The 15,265-nt window shown below is 68.1% G+C and carries 11 protein-coding genes; 4 read left to right on the top strand and 7 right to left on the bottom strand.

Going from position 1 to position 15,265, the window contains the following annotated elements; genetic code table 11:
• Position 1 precedes the first annotated feature (1 nt).
• From EFY87_RS11865 to ileS, 5 genes are read right to left on the bottom strand one after another with little or no spacing between them, the layout of a single operon-like run.
• Entirely contained in the window at positions 2 to 823 is an 822-nt protein-coding gene (locus EFY87_RS11865) for an undecaprenyl-diphosphate phosphatase (protein WP_123271684.1), read from the bottom strand.
• Positions 820 to 1,227, bottom strand: a complete 408-nt coding sequence (locus EFY87_RS11860; RefSeq protein ID WP_245988606.1) for a DUF4233 domain-containing protein — start codon at positions 1,225 to 1,227, stop codon at positions 820 to 822. The genes EFY87_RS11865 and EFY87_RS11860 overlap by 4 nt, the downstream gene beginning before the upstream one ends.
• Positions 1,224 to 2,615 carry a bifunctional folylpolyglutamate synthase/dihydrofolate synthase gene (locus EFY87_RS11855; protein ID WP_123271683.1) on the bottom strand — a complete coding sequence of 464 codons (1,392 nt, stop codon included), beginning with the start codon at positions 2,613 to 2,615 and terminating at the stop codon, positions 1,224 to 1,226. The genes EFY87_RS11860 and EFY87_RS11855 overlap by 4 nt, the downstream gene beginning before the upstream one ends.
• Positions 2,608 to 3,114 (bottom strand): GNAT family N-acetyltransferase, encoded by a 507-nt coding sequence (locus tag EFY87_RS11850; RefSeq protein ID WP_123271682.1) that lies wholly within the window; start codon positions 3,112 to 3,114, stop codon positions 2,608 to 2,610. Before EFY87_RS11850 ends, EFY87_RS11855 begins: the two co-directional genes overlap by 8 nt.
• The gene (gene ileS, locus EFY87_RS11845; RefSeq protein ID WP_123271681.1) at positions 3,111 to 6,458 is read right to left on the bottom strand and encodes an isoleucine--tRNA ligase; all 3,348 of its coding nucleotides are present in this window, start codon (positions 6,456 to 6,458) and stop codon (positions 3,111 to 3,113) included. The genes EFY87_RS11850 and ileS overlap by 4 nt, the downstream gene beginning before the upstream one ends.
• 438 nt (positions 6,459 to 6,896) lie before the next feature.
• On the opposite strand from ileS, the gene EFY87_RS11840 reads away from it, so the two are divergent.
• Positions 6,897 to 7,739: a nitrilase-related carbon-nitrogen hydrolase gene (locus tag EFY87_RS11840; protein WP_123271680.1), complete on the top strand. Its 843-nt coding sequence runs from the start codon at positions 6,897 to 6,899 to the stop codon at positions 7,737 to 7,739.
• Between the two features lie 371 nt (positions 7,740 to 8,110).
• On the opposite strand, the gene EFY87_RS11835 is transcribed toward EFY87_RS11840, so the two are convergent.
• Complete coding sequence (locus EFY87_RS11835) at positions 8,111 to 9,670, bottom strand: PucR family transcriptional regulator (RefSeq protein WP_158607610.1); 1,560 nt, start codon at positions 9,668 to 9,670, stop codon at positions 8,111 to 8,113.
• A gap of 226 nt (positions 9,671 to 9,896) precedes the next feature.
• Between EFY87_RS11835 and EFY87_RS11830 the strand changes: the two genes are divergently transcribed.
• The 3 genes from EFY87_RS11830 to EFY87_RS11820 are packed head-to-tail and all read left to right on the top strand — an operon-like array spanning position 9,897 to position 13,917.
• Positions 9,897 to 11,492, top strand: a complete 1,596-nt coding sequence (locus EFY87_RS11830; RefSeq protein ID WP_123271678.1) for an NCS1 family nucleobase:cation symporter-1 — start codon at positions 9,897 to 9,899, stop codon at positions 11,490 to 11,492.
• The gene (gene hydA / locus EFY87_RS11825) at positions 11,489 to 12,889 is read left to right on the top strand and encodes a dihydropyrimidinase (protein ID WP_123271677.1); all 1,401 of its coding nucleotides are present in this window, start codon (positions 11,489 to 11,491) and stop codon (positions 12,887 to 12,889) included. Before EFY87_RS11830 ends, hydA begins: the two co-directional genes overlap by 4 nt.
• Positions 12,889 to 13,917, top strand: coding sequence for a TIGR03842 family LLM class F420-dependent oxidoreductase (locus tag EFY87_RS11820; protein WP_123271676.1), 1,029 nt, complete (start codon positions 12,889 to 12,891; stop codon positions 13,915 to 13,917). Before hydA ends, EFY87_RS11820 begins: the two co-directional genes overlap by 1 nt.
• A gap of 109 nt (positions 13,918 to 14,026) precedes the next feature.
• On the opposite strand, the gene EFY87_RS11815 is transcribed toward EFY87_RS11820, so the two are convergent.
• Positions 14,027 to 15,232, bottom strand: a complete 1,206-nt coding sequence (locus EFY87_RS11815; protein ID WP_181445480.1) for a sigma-54-dependent transcriptional regulator family protein — start codon at positions 15,230 to 15,232, stop codon at positions 14,027 to 14,029.
• Positions 15,233 to 15,265 lie beyond the last annotated feature (33 nt).

The raw sequence follows: 15,265 nt of genomic DNA, 5'->3' as shown, positions 1-15,265 counted from the left end.
GTCAGGCAGCGATCTTGTCCAGGAAGAGCAGCCCGAAGAGGAAGACCGACAACGCGAGGCGGTAGTAGACGAACGGGCGGAAGTCGTGCGTGGAGATGTAGCGCATGAACCACCGGATGACGGCATACCCGACGACGAACGCAAGGACCGTCGCGATCGCGATCTGTCCCCACCCGTCACCGCCGCTGCCGTGCAGGTCGGCGAGTTCGAACAACCCGGACAGCACGACCGCCGGTATGGCGAGCAGGAACGAGTAGCGCGCGGCGGCTTCCCGGCTGTAGCCCATGAACAGACCGCCGGAAATCGTTCCGCCCGAACGGGATACGCCAGGGATCAGCGCGAGAGCTTGCCATAGCCCGAAGCGGATGCCGTCCTTGCTGTCGAGATCATCCAGCGTTTTGTGCTGATCGGTGGTGGCGTCCGCGACGGCGATGATGATCGCGAAGACGAGCAGCATGCTGGCGGTGACCCACAGGTTGCGCAACGGCCCTTCGATGAAGCCCTTGAAGGCCAGGCCGAGCACGCCGATCGGGATGGTGCCGACGACGACCAGCCACCCCATCCGGGCATCCGGATCGGCGCGCGGCACCTTGCCGGCAACCGAGAGCGCCCACTGATTGATGATGCGGACGATGTCCCGCCAGAAGTAGACGATGACTGCCGTCTCGGTGCCGAGCTGGTTGACGGCGGTGAACGCCGAGCCACCGCCGTCGTTGCCCCAGAAAAGCCGGCCGACGATCAGCTGGTGCGCCGAGGAGGAGATCGGCAGGAACTCGGTCAGTCCCTGCACGATCCCCAGCACGATCGCTTCGATCCAGGTCATGCGGTGTCCTGTTCCTGGCGGTGGGCGGTCAAGGCATCCATCTTGCGGCCCTGGACGAGCGCAGTCACCCACAACGCGAGAAACACCAGGCCGACCACGAACATCATCGGCAGCACGAATCCCGCGAGCACCGAGGCGACCTCGACAAGCCAGCCCAGCGTCACGCCCCACGTGCGGCGCAGCGTGCCGGACGCGACCACACACAGCACCGCGAGCACCAGCCCCACCACGAGGTATGCCGTGTGGGCGGCGTTGTCCTGCGATTTGGCGATCGCCCACGCGACCAGCGCCCCGAGGAACACCACGACGGTCTGCGACCCGACGACGATGCCGGCGAAGCGGCGCGTCATCTTCTCGCCCACGCCGTAGACGAGCATGCCGCGGATCAGCACAGGTGGCCTCACGACGTCGTGACGCCGAGCAGCGCGCGGACGTCCGCTGCCGTGGCGATCGAGCCGGTGGCCAGCACTCCCCCGGCGACGCCGCCCTCATCGGCGAGCTCCGCGGCACGGTCGATCGCGTCGGCAAGATCCGGCACGACGTCGACCCGGTCCTCCCCGAAGATCTCCACGGCGAGGGCGCCCAGCTCCTCGGACCGCATGCTGCGATGCGACGAATTGCGGGAGATCACCACGTGATCCAGCACCGGCTCGAGGGCCCCGAGCATGTCCTCGGCATCCTTGTCGGCAAAGATCGCCAGCACGCCGACGAGGCGGCTGAAGGTGAAGGAGTCGTTCATCGCGTCGCGCAACGCCCGGATGCCGGCGGCGTTGTGCGCCGCGTCCACCAGCACCGTCGGCGAGCGCCGCACGATCTCCAGACGCCCCGGCGAGTCCAGGTCGGCCAGCGCCGAGCGCAACAGGTCGATGTCGAGCGGTCGCTCACCGCCGCCGAGGAACGCCTCGGCCGCGGCAATGGCGGTCGCGACGTTGTGCGCCTGGTGCACCCCGAACAGCGGCAGGTAGAGATCGGGGTAGACGGCTGCGAGGCCTTGCACGGTGAGTTGCTGGCCGCCGACCGCTTGGTCGCGCTCGGTCACCTCGAAGTCGATCGTCTCCCGCTTGGCGGAGGCGCCGACCTGGGCGACGCGCTCGGCGATCAGCTGGTCGACGCCCGGCTCCTGCTCCCCGACGACGGTGATGGCGCCGGACTTGATGATGTCGCGCTTCTCGAGGGTGATCTCCTCGACCGTCGAGCCGAGCAGCCGGGTGTGATCCAGCGAGATCGGGGTGATGACGGCGACCTGCCCGTCCGCGACATTGGTGGCGTCCCAGCGGCCGCCGAGGCCGACCTCGACGATCGCGACGTCAACCGGGGCGTCGGCGAAGGCGGCGTACGCCATGACGACCAGGAACTCGAAGTAGCTCGTGGTGGGCTCGTCCACGGCACGTGCTTCGTTGTCGATCAGCTCGACGTAGGGCAGCACGTCGTCATACGTCGCGATGAAGCGCTCGGGCTCGATCGGCTTGCCGTTCAACGAGATTCGTTCTCGCATGTCGTGCAGGTGGGGCGAGGTGAAACGCCCGGTGGAAAGGCCTGTCTCGCGCAGGATCCGTTCGACGGCGCGTGTCGTGGTCGTCTTGCCGTTGGTGCCGGTCAGGTGGACGACGGGGAACGTGCGCTGCGGGTCGCCGAGTAGTTCGAGGATGCGACGCACCCGCTCCAGCGACGGCTCCGGGCTGGACTCCGGGGTGCGCGCGAGGATGGCGTCCTGCACTTCGCGCAGCCGCGTGCGTACGGCGAGGGCACGCTCGGCCTCACGTTGCGCGGCATCCGGCCGGCCGCTAACCATGGTTCTCCTCCAGCTTCAGGTGCAGCCACACCGAGTCGGGCACGCCACCGCCGGTGTGCTCGCGCCCGGTCTCGGTGAAGCCGTAGTGCTCGTAGAAGCCGCGCGCGCCGTCGTTGCCGTCCAGGTAGGACAGGACAAGTTCGTCATACCCGTCGGCCTTGGCCCTGGCGATGGCGGCACGCAACAGCATCCCGCCGACCCCGGAGCCCTGGAACTCGGGCAGCACGTAGAGCTTCCACAGCGCCAGATGGCCGTCGAGGGGACCGACCGAGGTCATGCCGATGATCTCGCCGTCGTATTCGGCGACGGTGACGCGACCGGCCCGTATGCCGGGGACGGTCGCGTCCGCGGTCCACCACTTGGCCAGGCCCATCGCGACGTAGTCGTCGCCGGCGATCGGCCCGTACGTCACCGGCCAGGTCTGCTGGCCGACGGTGATCACACCCTGCAGGTCGTCGCCGGTGGCGGCGCGCAGCAGCACCCCGCTGGCTACCTTCATCGCACGGCCTCCTTCGCCTGCTCCGCCCGTTCGACGGAGATCGACACGTGCTTGCCACCGCCCAGGTCGGCGTCGGTGGCACCCGGCAGCGTGTGTCCGGCACCTGCCGAACCGAACTGCACGGCCAGCGTCTCACGCATGATGAGTTCTTGGTGGGCGACGGTCGCCTGCCACGCCTCGTCGTCGCCGGCGATGCCCAGCCGGATCCGGTCGCTCACGTCGAGCCCGGCCTCGCGGCGCGCCTGCTGCACGGCGCGGATGATGTCGCGCGCCAGGCCCTCACTGCGCAGCTCGTCGGTGACCTCGGTGTCGAGCACGACGAAGCCGCCACCGGCCAGCATGGCCGGTGCACGGTTGCCCTCGGCCTGGTCGGTCACGACCGACTCAAGGGTGAATTCGCCCTCTTGCAAAGCCAATCCGCCGCTCGTGACAGTGCCGTCCGCAGCGACCGACCAGTCGCCGGACTTGCTGCCCTTGATCGCCTGCTGCACGTCCTTGCCGAGCCGCGGACCCGCGGCACGGGCGTTGACGGTCAGCTTCTGCTCGATGCCGAAGTCCGTCGCGCTCGCAGTCGCCAGGTCGACCAGCCGCACCTCCCGCACGTTGACCTCGTCGGCGATCAGGGTGGCGAAGTCCTGCAGCGCCGCGACGTCGTCGGTCACCACGGTCAGCGTTGTCAGCGGCAGCCGGACCCGCAGCTGCTGCGCCTTGCGCACCGACAGCGTGGTGGAGCAGATCGCCCGGGCGCGGTCCATCGCCCCCACCAGCCGCGCGTCGGCCGGGAGGTCGGTCGCGTGCGGCCAGTCGGTCAGGTGGACCGAACGGCCGCCGGTGAGCCCTCGCCATACCTGCTCGGCGACGAAGGGCAGCAACGGCGCCGCCACCCGGCATACGGTCTCGAGCACGGTGTATAGCGTGTCGAACGCGGCTTGACTGTCACTGTCTGGACAACCTGCATCTGTTCGGGGTCCCCGCGAAGTATCGGAGGGAGCCTGCGACCGGAGAACTTCGTGGGGTGATGTTCCCCAGAAGCGTTCTCTTGACCGTCGGATGTACCAGTTGGTGAGCACGTCCAGGAAGCCCTGCACGGCCTCGCACGCGCCGGCGACGTTGAACTCGTCCAGGTCCATCCGGACCGTCTCGACCAGTTCGCGCGTCTTGGCCAGGATGTAGCGGTCCATCACGTCGGGTGAGTCGGTCCGCCAATGTCCTTCCGTCTCAGCCGCGTTCGCGTAGAGACTGAAGAAGTACCAGCTGCTCCACAGCGGCAACAGCACCTGGCGCACACCGTCGCGGATGCCCTGCTCGGTGACGATCAGGTTGCCACCGCGCAGGATCGGGCTGCTCATCAGGAACCAGCGCATCGCGTCGGCGCCGTCGCGGTCGAAGACCTCGTTGACGTCCGGGTAGTTGCGCAGTGACTTGGACATCTTCTGCCCGTCGCTGCCCAGCACGATGCCGTGGCAGATGACGTTCTTGAACGCCGGCTTGTCGAAGAGCGCGGTCGCCAGGATGTGCAGCATGTAGAACCAGCCGCGGGTCTGCCCGATGTATTCGACGATGAAGTCGGCCGGGAAGTGGTGCTCGAACCAGTCGGCGTTCTCGAAGGGATAGTGCACCTGGCCGTAGGGCATCGACCCGGAGTCGAACCACACGTCGAGCACGTCCTCGACGCGGCGCATCGTCGAATTCCCGGTCGGGTCATCGGGATTGGGCCGGGTGAGCCGGTCGATGCCCGGGCGGTGCAGGTCGTCGACCTGCACGCCGAAGTCGCGCTCCAGCTCCGCGAACGAGCCGTAGACGTCGATGCGCGGGTATGCCGGGTCGTCCGACTTCCACACCGGCACCGGGCTGCCCCAGAAGCGGTTGCGGGTGATCGACCAATCGCGTGCGCCGGCGAGCCACTTGCCGAACTGCCCGTCCTTGACGTTCTCGGGCACCCAGTTGATCTCCTGGTTGTGCGCGAGCATGCGGTCCTTGAACGCCGTGACGCTCACGAACCAGGAGCTGACTCCCTTGTAGATCAACGGGTTCCGGCACCGCCAGCAGTGCGGGTAGGAGTGCTCGTAGGTCTCCCGGCGCACCAGCACTGTGCTCACGGTGACCGAGCCGGTCCCAGCTTTGAGGTCGTCGATGATGTGCGGATTCGCGTCGAAGACGAGCATGCCTTCGTACTCCGCCACGGGTGCGGTGAAGCGTCCGTCCGGGCCGACGGGCATGACCGGTGCGATGCCCTCGCGCTCGGTGACGATCATGTCGTCCTCGCCGAAGGCGCCGGCGCTGTGCACCAGGCCGGTGCCGTCCGTGGTCGTCACGAAGTCAGCCGGCACCACGCGGAACGCGTTCTCGTGGTCGGCGAAGTAGCTGAACGGCGGCGCGTAGACCGACTCGAGCAGGTCGTGGCCGGTGAGGCGCGTCACGACATACTCCTGCGGGTCGGCCTTGGCGTCGCCGAAGAGCTCCTTGGCGTATGCCGCCACCCGCGCGGCCGCGATCACGTAGCGCTGCGTGGTGCCCGTGGGCACGTCGGTCTCGACCACGACGTAGTCGATGTCCGGCCCGACCATGACCGCAAGGTTGGACGGCAGCGTCCACGGCGTGGTCGTCCAGATCAGGAAGTGCGCGTCCTTCAGAACGTCGAGTTTGCTTTCGGTGCAACGGAATCCGACGGTGACGGCCGGGTCCTGCCGCTGCTGGTAGACGTCGTCGTCCATGCGCAGCTCGTGGTTGGACAGCGGCGTCTCGTCGTTCCAGCAGTAGGGCAGCACGCGGAAGCCCTCGTAGATCAGCCCCTTGTCGTAGAGCGTCTTGAAGACCCAGCTGACCGACTCCATGAAGTCCGGGTTGAGGGTCTTGTAGTCGTTCTCGAAGTCGACCCAGCGGCCCATCCGCTCGACGTACTCGCGCCACTCGTCGGTGTAGCGCAGCACGGACGCGCGGGCGGCGTCGTTGAACTTGTCGACCCCCATCTCGAGGATCTCGTCCTTGGTCTTCAGCCCGAGCTGCTTCATCGCCTCCAGCTCGGCGGGCAGCCCGTGAGTGTCCCAGCCGAAGCGGCGCTCCACGCGCTTGCCGCGCATCGTCTGGTAGCGCGGGATCAGGTCTTTGACGTAGCCGGTCAGCAGGTGGCCGTAGTGCGGCAGCCCGTTGGCGAAGGGCGGGCCGTCGTAGAAGACGAACTCGTTGTCGCCGTCGGTGCCCGGGTCACGCTGCTCGACGGACGCCCGGAAGGTGTCGTCGGCCGCCCAGTAGTCGCGGACTGCCTGCTCGATCGCCGGGAAGTCGGCGGACGGCGCTACTCCGGTCGGTGCGGCGGCGGTCAGATCGACCTTGGGGTAGGTCATACGCGGTGTCTCTTTCGCGGTCGGGTCGTCCTGTTCGAGGACGACGCCTGCCCGGTCGGGCCGGCACCGCGGTACCACCTCGCTTGCCGTATGGCGAGACGCTCCTCGTCATACGACCGCTCGTGCATGAGCTGTGACGGGCTCGTCCCGTCCGGTTCTACTGGGCGCTCCCGCGCCGTTCTTCCGGAAGCTCGCCGCTGATGACGGCTCGAACGCTGATGTCCAGAGTCTATTCGCCGGATCTGTCTGCGACCAACTCGATTCGACCGACACCCGAGCGAGCGGTCACCGACGAGGCGGTCGCCGCACATCGCGACGACGACTCCGACACGGTGTAACACCGCCGCACGTTCTCGTGACAGCGCGACGGCCCGCGAGGTGAGTGCGCGGGGTTAGCGTCGCTACATCACTGACGAACGCCCCCGAGGGAGGCCAGCAATGACCACTGTCAAAGCCGCTCTGTTCCAGACCCACTGGCGTGGGGACAAGGAGTCGATGCTCGACGCCCACGAGGAGGCGGCGCGCCAGGCGGCCAGTCAGGGCAGCCAGGTGCTCTGCTTCCAGGAGCTGTTCATGGGGCCGTTCTTCGCGCAGGTCCAGGACAAGGCCTGGTACGAGTATGCCGAGGCGATCCCCGACGGCCCGATCGTGCAGCGGTTCAGCTCGATAGCGAAGGAGACCGGGCAGGTCATGATCCTGCCGATCTACGAAGAGGTCCAGCCCGGCGTGCTGTTCAACGCGGCAGCCGTGATCGACGCCGACGGGCGCTACCTCGGCAAGTACCGCAAGACCCACATCCCTCAATTGCACGGCTTCTGGGAGAAGTTCTACTTCCGCCCCGGCGCCAATGACGGCTGGCCGGTCTTCGAGACCGCGGTCGGCAAGGTCGGCGTCTACATCTGCTACGACCGCCACTTCCCCGAGGGCTGGCGCGGGCTCGGCCTGGCCGGTGCCGAGATCGTGTTCAACCCCTCGGCCACCTCGCGCGGGCTGTCCAACCACCTGTGGAAGCTGGAGCAGACCGCCGCTGCCGCCGCGAACATGTACTACGTCGGCGCGCTCAACCGTGTCGGCATCGAGCCGCTCGGCGACGACGACTTCTACGGCACGTCATACTTCGCCGACCCGCGCGGCGCGTTCGTGGGCGACGTCGCCTCCGACCAGATCGAGGAGCTGCTGGTGCGCGACCTGGACCTGGACGCGATCCGCGAGCAGCGGGCCACGTGGGCGTTCTACCGCGACCGCCGCCCCGACACCTACACCGCCCTTACCGACAAGTAGGCCGTATGGCGGCGGCGGATCTGGTGCCGCCCGCTCACGGAGGGCTACGTACCCGCACGTAAGTGACCACTCGGGGCAATTACTAGCGAGTACACGCGAATGAATACTCGACAGTAAGTGCCCACTCGGGCCACTTGACGACGCGGCGTGCTTCCCGTCGTACCCCCGTTGATCGAGAGGACCCACAACCGCACCAGCGGACCCAAAAATGGGCACCCGGATGGGGTCCTCTCAATCCGGATGGGGTCCTCTCGATCAGAAGGAGAGTGCGCGGCGTGGCCACCTCGATACGCCCTCCTCCGCTTCGCTCCCCCGGGCTACTCGGTCGCCCAAGCACGCTCCCCCGGGGCTACTCGACCTGCCAGGAGCGCTCACCGGCCACGGGCGCGCAGGGCGAGAAGGGCGACATACAGCCCGGCGACGTCGCGGACGTCGTCCAGGTCGATGCCGAGCCGCTCGGTGATCTGCTCCAGCCGGCGGTAGACCGCGGGCCGGGAAAGGTGGTGCGCCTGGGCGGTCGAGGACTTGTTGAGACCGTTGGCAATGAAAGTTTCGAGCAGGTCGACGAGTTCGGGGCTGTCCAGCAGCGCGCCGAGTTCGCGATCGACGAAGTCCTGCACGTCGTGGTTGGTGGCGAGCACCTCGACCAGGCCCGGCAGACGCAGGTCGGCGAGCCGGACCACACCCCGCCCGCTCCAGCCAAGGCGCGTCGCCGCCCCCAGAGTCTGCTCGGCCCGCGCGAACGACTGGCTGAGCCGGCCCAGCCCGTCCACCGCGGGGCCGGCCGCCACCAGCGCGATCCGCCCCTCGGATTCGCCCGCGAGCAGTCCGGCGAACCCGTCCACCGTGGACACCGGGTCCTCCGACGGATCTGTGGACACCAGGAGCCGCACCGTGCCGTGCTCCACCGGACCGACCAGCGCCCCGACGCCGCAGCGCCGGGCCACGGACCGAGCCTGCTCCAGCAACATCTCGCACGTGCGCTCGTTCCGGCCGAGCGCGACCGCCAGCGGTGTCAGCCGGCAGTGCCGGATGCGGAAACCCGACGCCCTCGCGCGCAACTCCAGCAGGTCGGCGCCGCCGTGCCCGCCGAGCAGGTCCGCGAGCAGCACCTCCTGCGCCTCCCGTTGCCAGTCGGCCCCGCCCGCCGACACCAGCTTGTGCAGGTTGAGCGCCTCGACGCCACGCCGCGCCACGACCTCGGAGCGATCGGCCGGTTCACCGTGCGCGAAGAGGATGAGCGAACCCCACGGCCGGCCCTGCTCGGTCAGTGTCGCCGCCACGATGCCGTCCGGGGTGGTGTAGACGTCGTCGGTGCCGGCGAAACGGGAAACATACTGCGACAAGCGAGTCCAGTCACGCAGCACCTCCCGCAACCCGGCCTCGCCCGCTGCGAGTTGCACCTGCCGCGCCGTGTTCTCCACCACCACCGGACACCCCGCGAGTCCGGAGATCTCGTCGACCAGCGCCTGCATCGGCGCGCGTTGCAGGGTCAGCCGGTGCAGCGTGTCGCGCACGTTCTCCGACACCGTCGACCGGCTGGTCGCCCGCGCCAGGATCGTCGACTGCACCGCTTCGGTGATCGTCACGAACGCGACCGGCCGCCACATCACGACCAGCGGCAGGTCCGCCGCCCTGCACGCCTTCAGCAGCGCCTGCGGTATGGCGTCGAAGGTCCGCCCGATGCCGAGAAACACTGCGGTGGCACCGGCTTCGGCGATCTGCGTGACGTACGCGACCTGATCCGGATCCGCCGCGAGCATGGCGCCGGTCGTCAGCACGACCTCCCCGCCGGTGAGCATGGCCCCGATGTCCGGCACCTCGCCGACGTGACACCAGCGCACCGGATCGGCAAGGTGATCGTGGCCGTGCGCAACCTCGGGCTGGCCCTCCTTGATCGCGGCAAGCTCGATCACTTCGGCCAACGTCATCGGCTGCATCGGGCACCTCTCCAGGGACCAGGTCTCGGTGTGCGTCGCACACCCGTCTGTGACCAACTCTTCCCGATCGCGCGCCCGACCGCCGCCGAACGCCGCCGATCCAGCCGATTACAACACGCAACGCGACGGCGGGGATGCGTGACACCGTGACCGAGCCCGCGCGCGCTGCGCGCCGATACTGTGACCGGCATTCTCCCGTCGCCTTGAGGAGCCGCGTATGACAACCCAGTCCGCATCCGTCGCCCGTGAGGGGCAGGTCGAGAATCCTGACGGCCGAGTCGAGCTGGTGGACACCGCCGCACTGCACGACCCGGCGCTCTCCAACCACGACCTGGTCCCCGTCCCGGTCGCCCGGCGCACCTGGAACACCTACAACTACACGGCCCTGTGGGTCGGGATGAGCCACAACATCCCGTCCTGGCTGCTCGCGTCCGGGCTGGTTGCCGCCGGAATGTCCTGGCAGCAGGCGGTTTTCATCATTCTGGCGGCCAACGTCATCGTGCTCATCCCGATTCTGCTCAACGGGCACGGCGGCACGAAGTACGGCATACCGTTCCCCGTGCTCGCCCGCTCGTCGTTCGGCGTCTTCGGGGCGAACCTGCCCGCGCTCATCCGCGCCCTCGCCGCGACCTGCTGGTTCGGAGTCCAGACGTGGATCGGCGGCGAGGGCATCTTCCTGCTCGCCGGCAAAATGTTCGGCAGCGGATGGGCGAACGCCGGGCACTTCGGCGGCTTCGCCTGGACCCAGTGGCTCAGCTTCTTCGTCTTCTGGCTGATCGAGATCGCCATCATCGTTCGCGGCATCGACACCCTGAAACACTTCGAGAACTGGGCCGCGCCGGTCGTGCTCGTCGCGGCGATCGCGCTGCTGGTCTACATGTGGCACAAGGCCGGCGGCGTCGGCGACATCCTCTCCCAACCGGGCACGCTGCACGGGCACGCGTTCTGGAAGGCGTTCGGGCCATCCCTGATGGGGATGATCGGCTTCTGGGCCACCCTCTCGCTGAACATCTCCGACTTCACCCGATTCGGCGGCTCCCAGAAGCAGCAGGCGCTCGGCCAGACCTACGGGTTGCCAACAACCATGACGCTTTTCGCGCTGCTGTCGGTCTTCGTCACGTCCGCGTCGGAGAAGGTGTATGGCGAGGTCATCTGGGACCCGATCCAGCTGGCGGCGCGAATCAACAACTGGGTCGGGACGCTGCTGGCGCTGGCTACGGTGATGGTCGCCACCCTCGCGGTCAACGTCGCCGCGAACCTGGTGAGCCCGTCATACGACTTCGCCAATGCGGTGCCGAAACACATCAACTTCCGCCGCGGCGCGCTGATCACCTGTGTGCTCTCGGTGCTGATCATGCCGTGGAAGCTGGTCTCCGACCCGGACATCTACATCTTCACCTGGCTCAACTTCGTCGGGGCGATCCTCGGCCCGGTGGCCGGGATCCTGCTGGCCGACTACTGGTTCGTGCGGCGCAGGAACCTGGTCGTGCGCGACCTCTACACTCGCGGCCGCGGCCTCTACTGGTATCGCGGCGGGTGGAACTGGATCGCCGTCCTGTCCTTCGTGGTCGCTGCGCTCCTCGCCGGCGGTGGGTCCTACTCGGCCCTCGACGCCAAGGGCAACAAGACCGGACCGTTCCCTGCCGACGGCATGATCCCGTTCCTGAAGCCGCTCGCGGACTACGGTTGGATCGTCGGGCTCGTTTCGGCGGCCATCATCTACACAGTCTTGATGAAGGCGACGAAAGCACCTGTCTCGTATGACAATTCGGCCGCACCGGCCGATGGCGACGAAGAAGGAGTGACAGTATGACGACAACCCTCATCACCGGAGGTCAGGTCGTTTCGCCGCAAGGAGCAGCGCCCGCGGACGTGCTGGTCGACGGGGAAACCGTCTCCGCGGTCCTTGCACCCGGCACGGCGAGCGCCCTCGGCATACAGGCGGATCGGACGATCGACGCGTCCGGCAAGTACGTGCTGCCCGGCGGCATCGACGTCCACACCCACATGGACATGCCGTTCGGCGGGACGTTCAGCGTCGACGACTTTGAGACGGGCACGCGCGCCGCGGCCTGGGGCGGCACGACGACAATCGTCGACTTCCCGGTGCAGAAGAAGGGCGGCTCCCTGCAAGAGGCGGTCGACCTCTGGCATGCCAAGGCGGAGGGAAAGGCGTGCATCGACTACGGATTCCACGCGATCCTCGCCGACGTCAACGACATGTCGCTGAAGGAGATGGACGCCCTGGTCGACCAGGGCGTGACCAGCTTCAAGCTGTTCATGGCCTACCCGGACGTGTTCCTGTCGACCGACGACCAGATCATCCAGGCGATGTACCGCGCGAGCGACAACGGCGCGACGATCATGATGCACGCCGAGAACGGCGCGGCGATCGACCAGATCGTGACCCGCGCGATCAATGCCGGACACACCGAGCCCAAGTGGCACGGCCTGACCCGGCCGATCGCACTGGAGGCCGAGGCGGTCAACCGGGCCGCGCAGATGGCCGACGTCACGGGCGCGCCGCTCTACTTCGTGCACCTGTCCAGCGGCGCCGCGGTCGACGTCGTGACGGCAGCGCGCGACGCGGGCCGCAACGTTTTCGGCGAGACCTGTCCGCAATACCTCTTCCTGGACGAATCCGATTTGGCCCGGCCGGATTTCGAGGGTGCGAAGTATGTCTGCACTCCCGCGTTGCGCCCGGCCGAGGAGCAGGCGAAGCTCTGGCGCGGGCTGCGCACCAACGACCTGTCGGTGGTCGCCACCGACCACTGCCCGTTCTGCTTCGCCACCGGCAAGCAGCTCGGCAAGGACGACTTCCGGGCTATCCCCAACGGCATACCGGGAGTGGAGCACCGGATGGACCTGCTGCACATGGGCGTCACCAAGGGTGAGATCAGCCTGGCCCGCTGGGTGGAGATCTCCGCGGCGACTCCGGCGCGGATGTTCGGCATGTATCCGAAGAAGGGCGTCATCGCACCCGGGTCGGACGCGGACATCGTCGTCTACGACCCAGCCGCCACGCAGACCATCTCGGCGCAGACGCACCACATGAACGTCGACTACTCGGTCTACGAGGGCTGGGAGTTCACCGGCAAGGTCGAGACGGTGCTGTCCCGCGGCGAAATCGTCCTGCACGACGGCGAATTCAGCGGATCGCCCGGGCGCGGGCAGTTCGTCAAGCGCTCCCTGTCGCAGTACCTCATCTGATGGACTTCGGTGTCGTCCTGCAGACCACTCCCCCGTCGGCGCGGGTGGTCGATCTCGCGGTGCAAGCCGACCGGTCCGGGTTCGACTTCGTGTGGACCTTCGACAGTCACATCCTGTGGCAGGACCCCTACCCGATCTTCGGGCAGATCCTGGACCGCACCCGGCGGGTGACCGTCGGGCCGATGGTGACCAACCCGACGACCCGCGACTGGACCGTGACCGCGTCGCTGTTTGCCACACTCAACGAGATGTACGGCAACCGCACGGTCTGCGGGATCGGGCGCGGCGACTCGGCCGTGCGAGTGGAGGGTGGCCGGCCGAGCACGCTCGCGGCGCTGCGCCAGGCCGTCGGCGTCATCCGCGGGCTGGGCTGCGGCGAGGCCATGCCGTATGGCGACACCACGCTCCGGCTCCCGTGGGCGAGCAAGTCCCGGTTGGAGGTGTGGGTGGCGGCATACGGGCCGAAGGCCCTGGAGCTGACCGGCCAGGTCGCCGACGGTTACATCCTGCAGCTGGCCGACCCGCAGATCACCGCCTGGATGGTGGGCGCCGTCCGGTCGGCCGCCGAGGCGGCTGGCCGCAACCCCGACGACATCACGATCTGCGTGGCGGCACCGGCATACGTCACCGACGGCAGTGCCGAGCAGGCCGCACACGCCCGCGACCAATGCCGCTGGTTCGGCGGGATGGTCGGCAACCACGTCGCTGACATTGTCGGCCGGTACGGCGAATCCTCAGGCGTGCCAAAGGCATTGACCGACTACATCGCGGATCGCGAGGGTTACGACTACAACCAGCACGGGCGCGCCGGCAACACGCACGCGCAGTTCGTGCCGGACGAGATCGTCGACCGCTTCTGCATCATCGGGCCGCCGGAGGAGCACATCCGCCGCATCGAGGAGCTGCGCGAACTCGGCGTCGACCAGTTCTCGGTCTATCTGCAGCATGACGATAAGGAGCACACGCTGCGGTCGTATGCCGACGACGTCATCCCCGTGGTCAACGTCCCCGGGCAGGCCCGCAGCTGATCGGCCGCCCCACCTGATCGAGAGCACCCCTTGTGCATCGAGCGGACCAGAAAGCCAGCCCGGTTTTCGGGTCCGCTCGATGCACAAGGGGTCCTCTCGATCGGGGACCTCAGAAAGCCCGACTCTCGGCGGCCGGGGTCACCGTAAGGTGCACCCCGTCCGCGATCCGGTAGGGACTGCCGTCCACGATCGCCCCGAGCGACCGCCGCAGTCGTGAGACCTCGGCCCGGGCGGCGACCACGTGTTCGCCGTCGCCGAACAACGCAACGCTCAGCTCGTACGGCGTGAGCCCCTCGCGGCCCGCGCCGGCCAGTTGCTGCAGAATCTGGGCATGCCGCTGCGACAGCGCCACCCGCCACGGCGCAGCGTCGGCACAGATCTCGACGGCCGGCTTCCGCCCGAGTTCCAGGTGCGCGGTGATGCGCCGGTCGGCCGCCGCCGTCCGCACCAGCCAGCCGAGGTCGAGGCGCTCCGGCATACACAGACCGAGCCCGGGCACGGCGAGCGGACGGTCGGCTTCGGGAACCGCGATCCGGTCCCTGGTGGCCACTCCTGCACTGTGCGCAACCCAGCCGGCGTCGTCGACGACCAGCGCCGGCCCGCCACCGGCGGACACGACCGGTTCGGCGGCTAGCCGCAGCCGCTCGAGCGCGGCCTCATGGTGACGTCGCAGCAGCGACTCGGCCAGCAGCACTGCCGTCTCGACGAGCGCGCTGATCGCCGGATGCAGGGTCAGTGCCGGGCCGCTGATGTCGACGATGCCCAGCAGTTCGCCACTGCGCGGATCATGGATCGGGAAAGCCGTGCAATACCAAGGGTGTTGGGCTTGCTCGAAGTGCTCACCCGAGAAGAGTTGCACTGGGCTGGCCTCCTCCAGCGCGGTGCCGATCGCGTTGGTGCCCACTGCGTCCTCGGTCCACCGCGCCCCCTCGCTGAAGCCCAGCCGGTCGGCCCGGCGGCGAACCTTGCTGTCGCCTCGGCGCCACAGGATGATGCCGTCTCCGTTGGTGACGACCATCAGGAAGTGCGACGCGTCGGCAACGCTGGAGATCACCCGGGCGAGATCGTCGATGACCAGATGCAACGGCGACTCACCGCGCAGTTGCTCGACGCGTGCCGGCGGCAGCGGATCGCGCGCTCCGGTCCGGTCCGCCACGAGTCCGAAGCCGAGCACCCGCTGCCAGGACCGCGAAACGAGCGGACGCGGCTGGATGGCGGACCGGCCACCGCCGATGAACGACTCGTGCATGCGCATGAGTTCGCGTGCATAGCGAGCCAGGTCGGTGCCCGGCTCAATCGCGTTGTAGCCGCTCACCTGGGGCAACTCCCTTCGGCGACGTCCGGCCCC

Origin of the sequence: Flexivirga caeni (genome assembly GCF_003724155.1) — a bacterium.
GTDB classification, from domain to species: Bacteria; Actinomycetota; Actinomycetes; order Actinomycetales; family Dermatophilaceae; genus Flexivirga; species Flexivirga caeni.
Note: the sequence above shows the minus strand (reverse complement) of the source record. Positions and strands in the feature narration are given on the sequence as shown.

Bases quoted from the DNA above. Each gene is read 5' to 3' on its own strand.
- EFY87_RS11865 (WP_123271684.1), bottom strand. From the start codon at position 823: ATGACCTGGATCGAAGCGATCGTGCTGGGGATCGTGCAGGGACTGACC.
- EFY87_RS11855 (WP_123271683.1), bottom strand. From the start codon at position 2,615: ATGGTTAGCGGCCGGCCGGATGCCGCGCAACGTGAGGCCGAGCGTGCC.
- EFY87_RS11850 (WP_123271682.1), bottom strand. From the start codon at position 3,114: ATGAAGGTAGCCAGCGGGGTGCTGCTGCGCGCCGCCACCGGCGACGAC.
- ileS (WP_123271681.1), bottom strand. From the start codon at position 6,458: ATGACCTACCCCAAGGTCGATCTGACCGCCGCCGCACCGACCGGAGTA.
- EFY87_RS11840 (WP_123271680.1), top strand. From the start codon at position 6,897: ATGACCACTGTCAAAGCCGCTCTGTTCCAGACCCACTGGCGTGGGGAC.
- EFY87_RS11835 (WP_158607610.1), bottom strand. From the start codon at position 9,670: ATGACGTTGGCCGAAGTGATCGAGCTTGCCGCGATCAAGGAGGGCCAG.
- EFY87_RS11830 (WP_123271678.1), top strand. From the start codon at position 9,897: ATGACAACCCAGTCCGCATCCGTCGCCCGTGAGGGGCAGGTCGAGAAT.
- hydA (WP_123271677.1), top strand. From the start codon at position 11,489: ATGACGACAACCCTCATCACCGGAGGTCAGGTCGTTTCGCCGCAAGGA.
- EFY87_RS11820 (WP_123271676.1), top strand. From the start codon at position 12,889: ATGGACTTCGGTGTCGTCCTGCAGACCACTCCCCCGTCGGCGCGGGTG.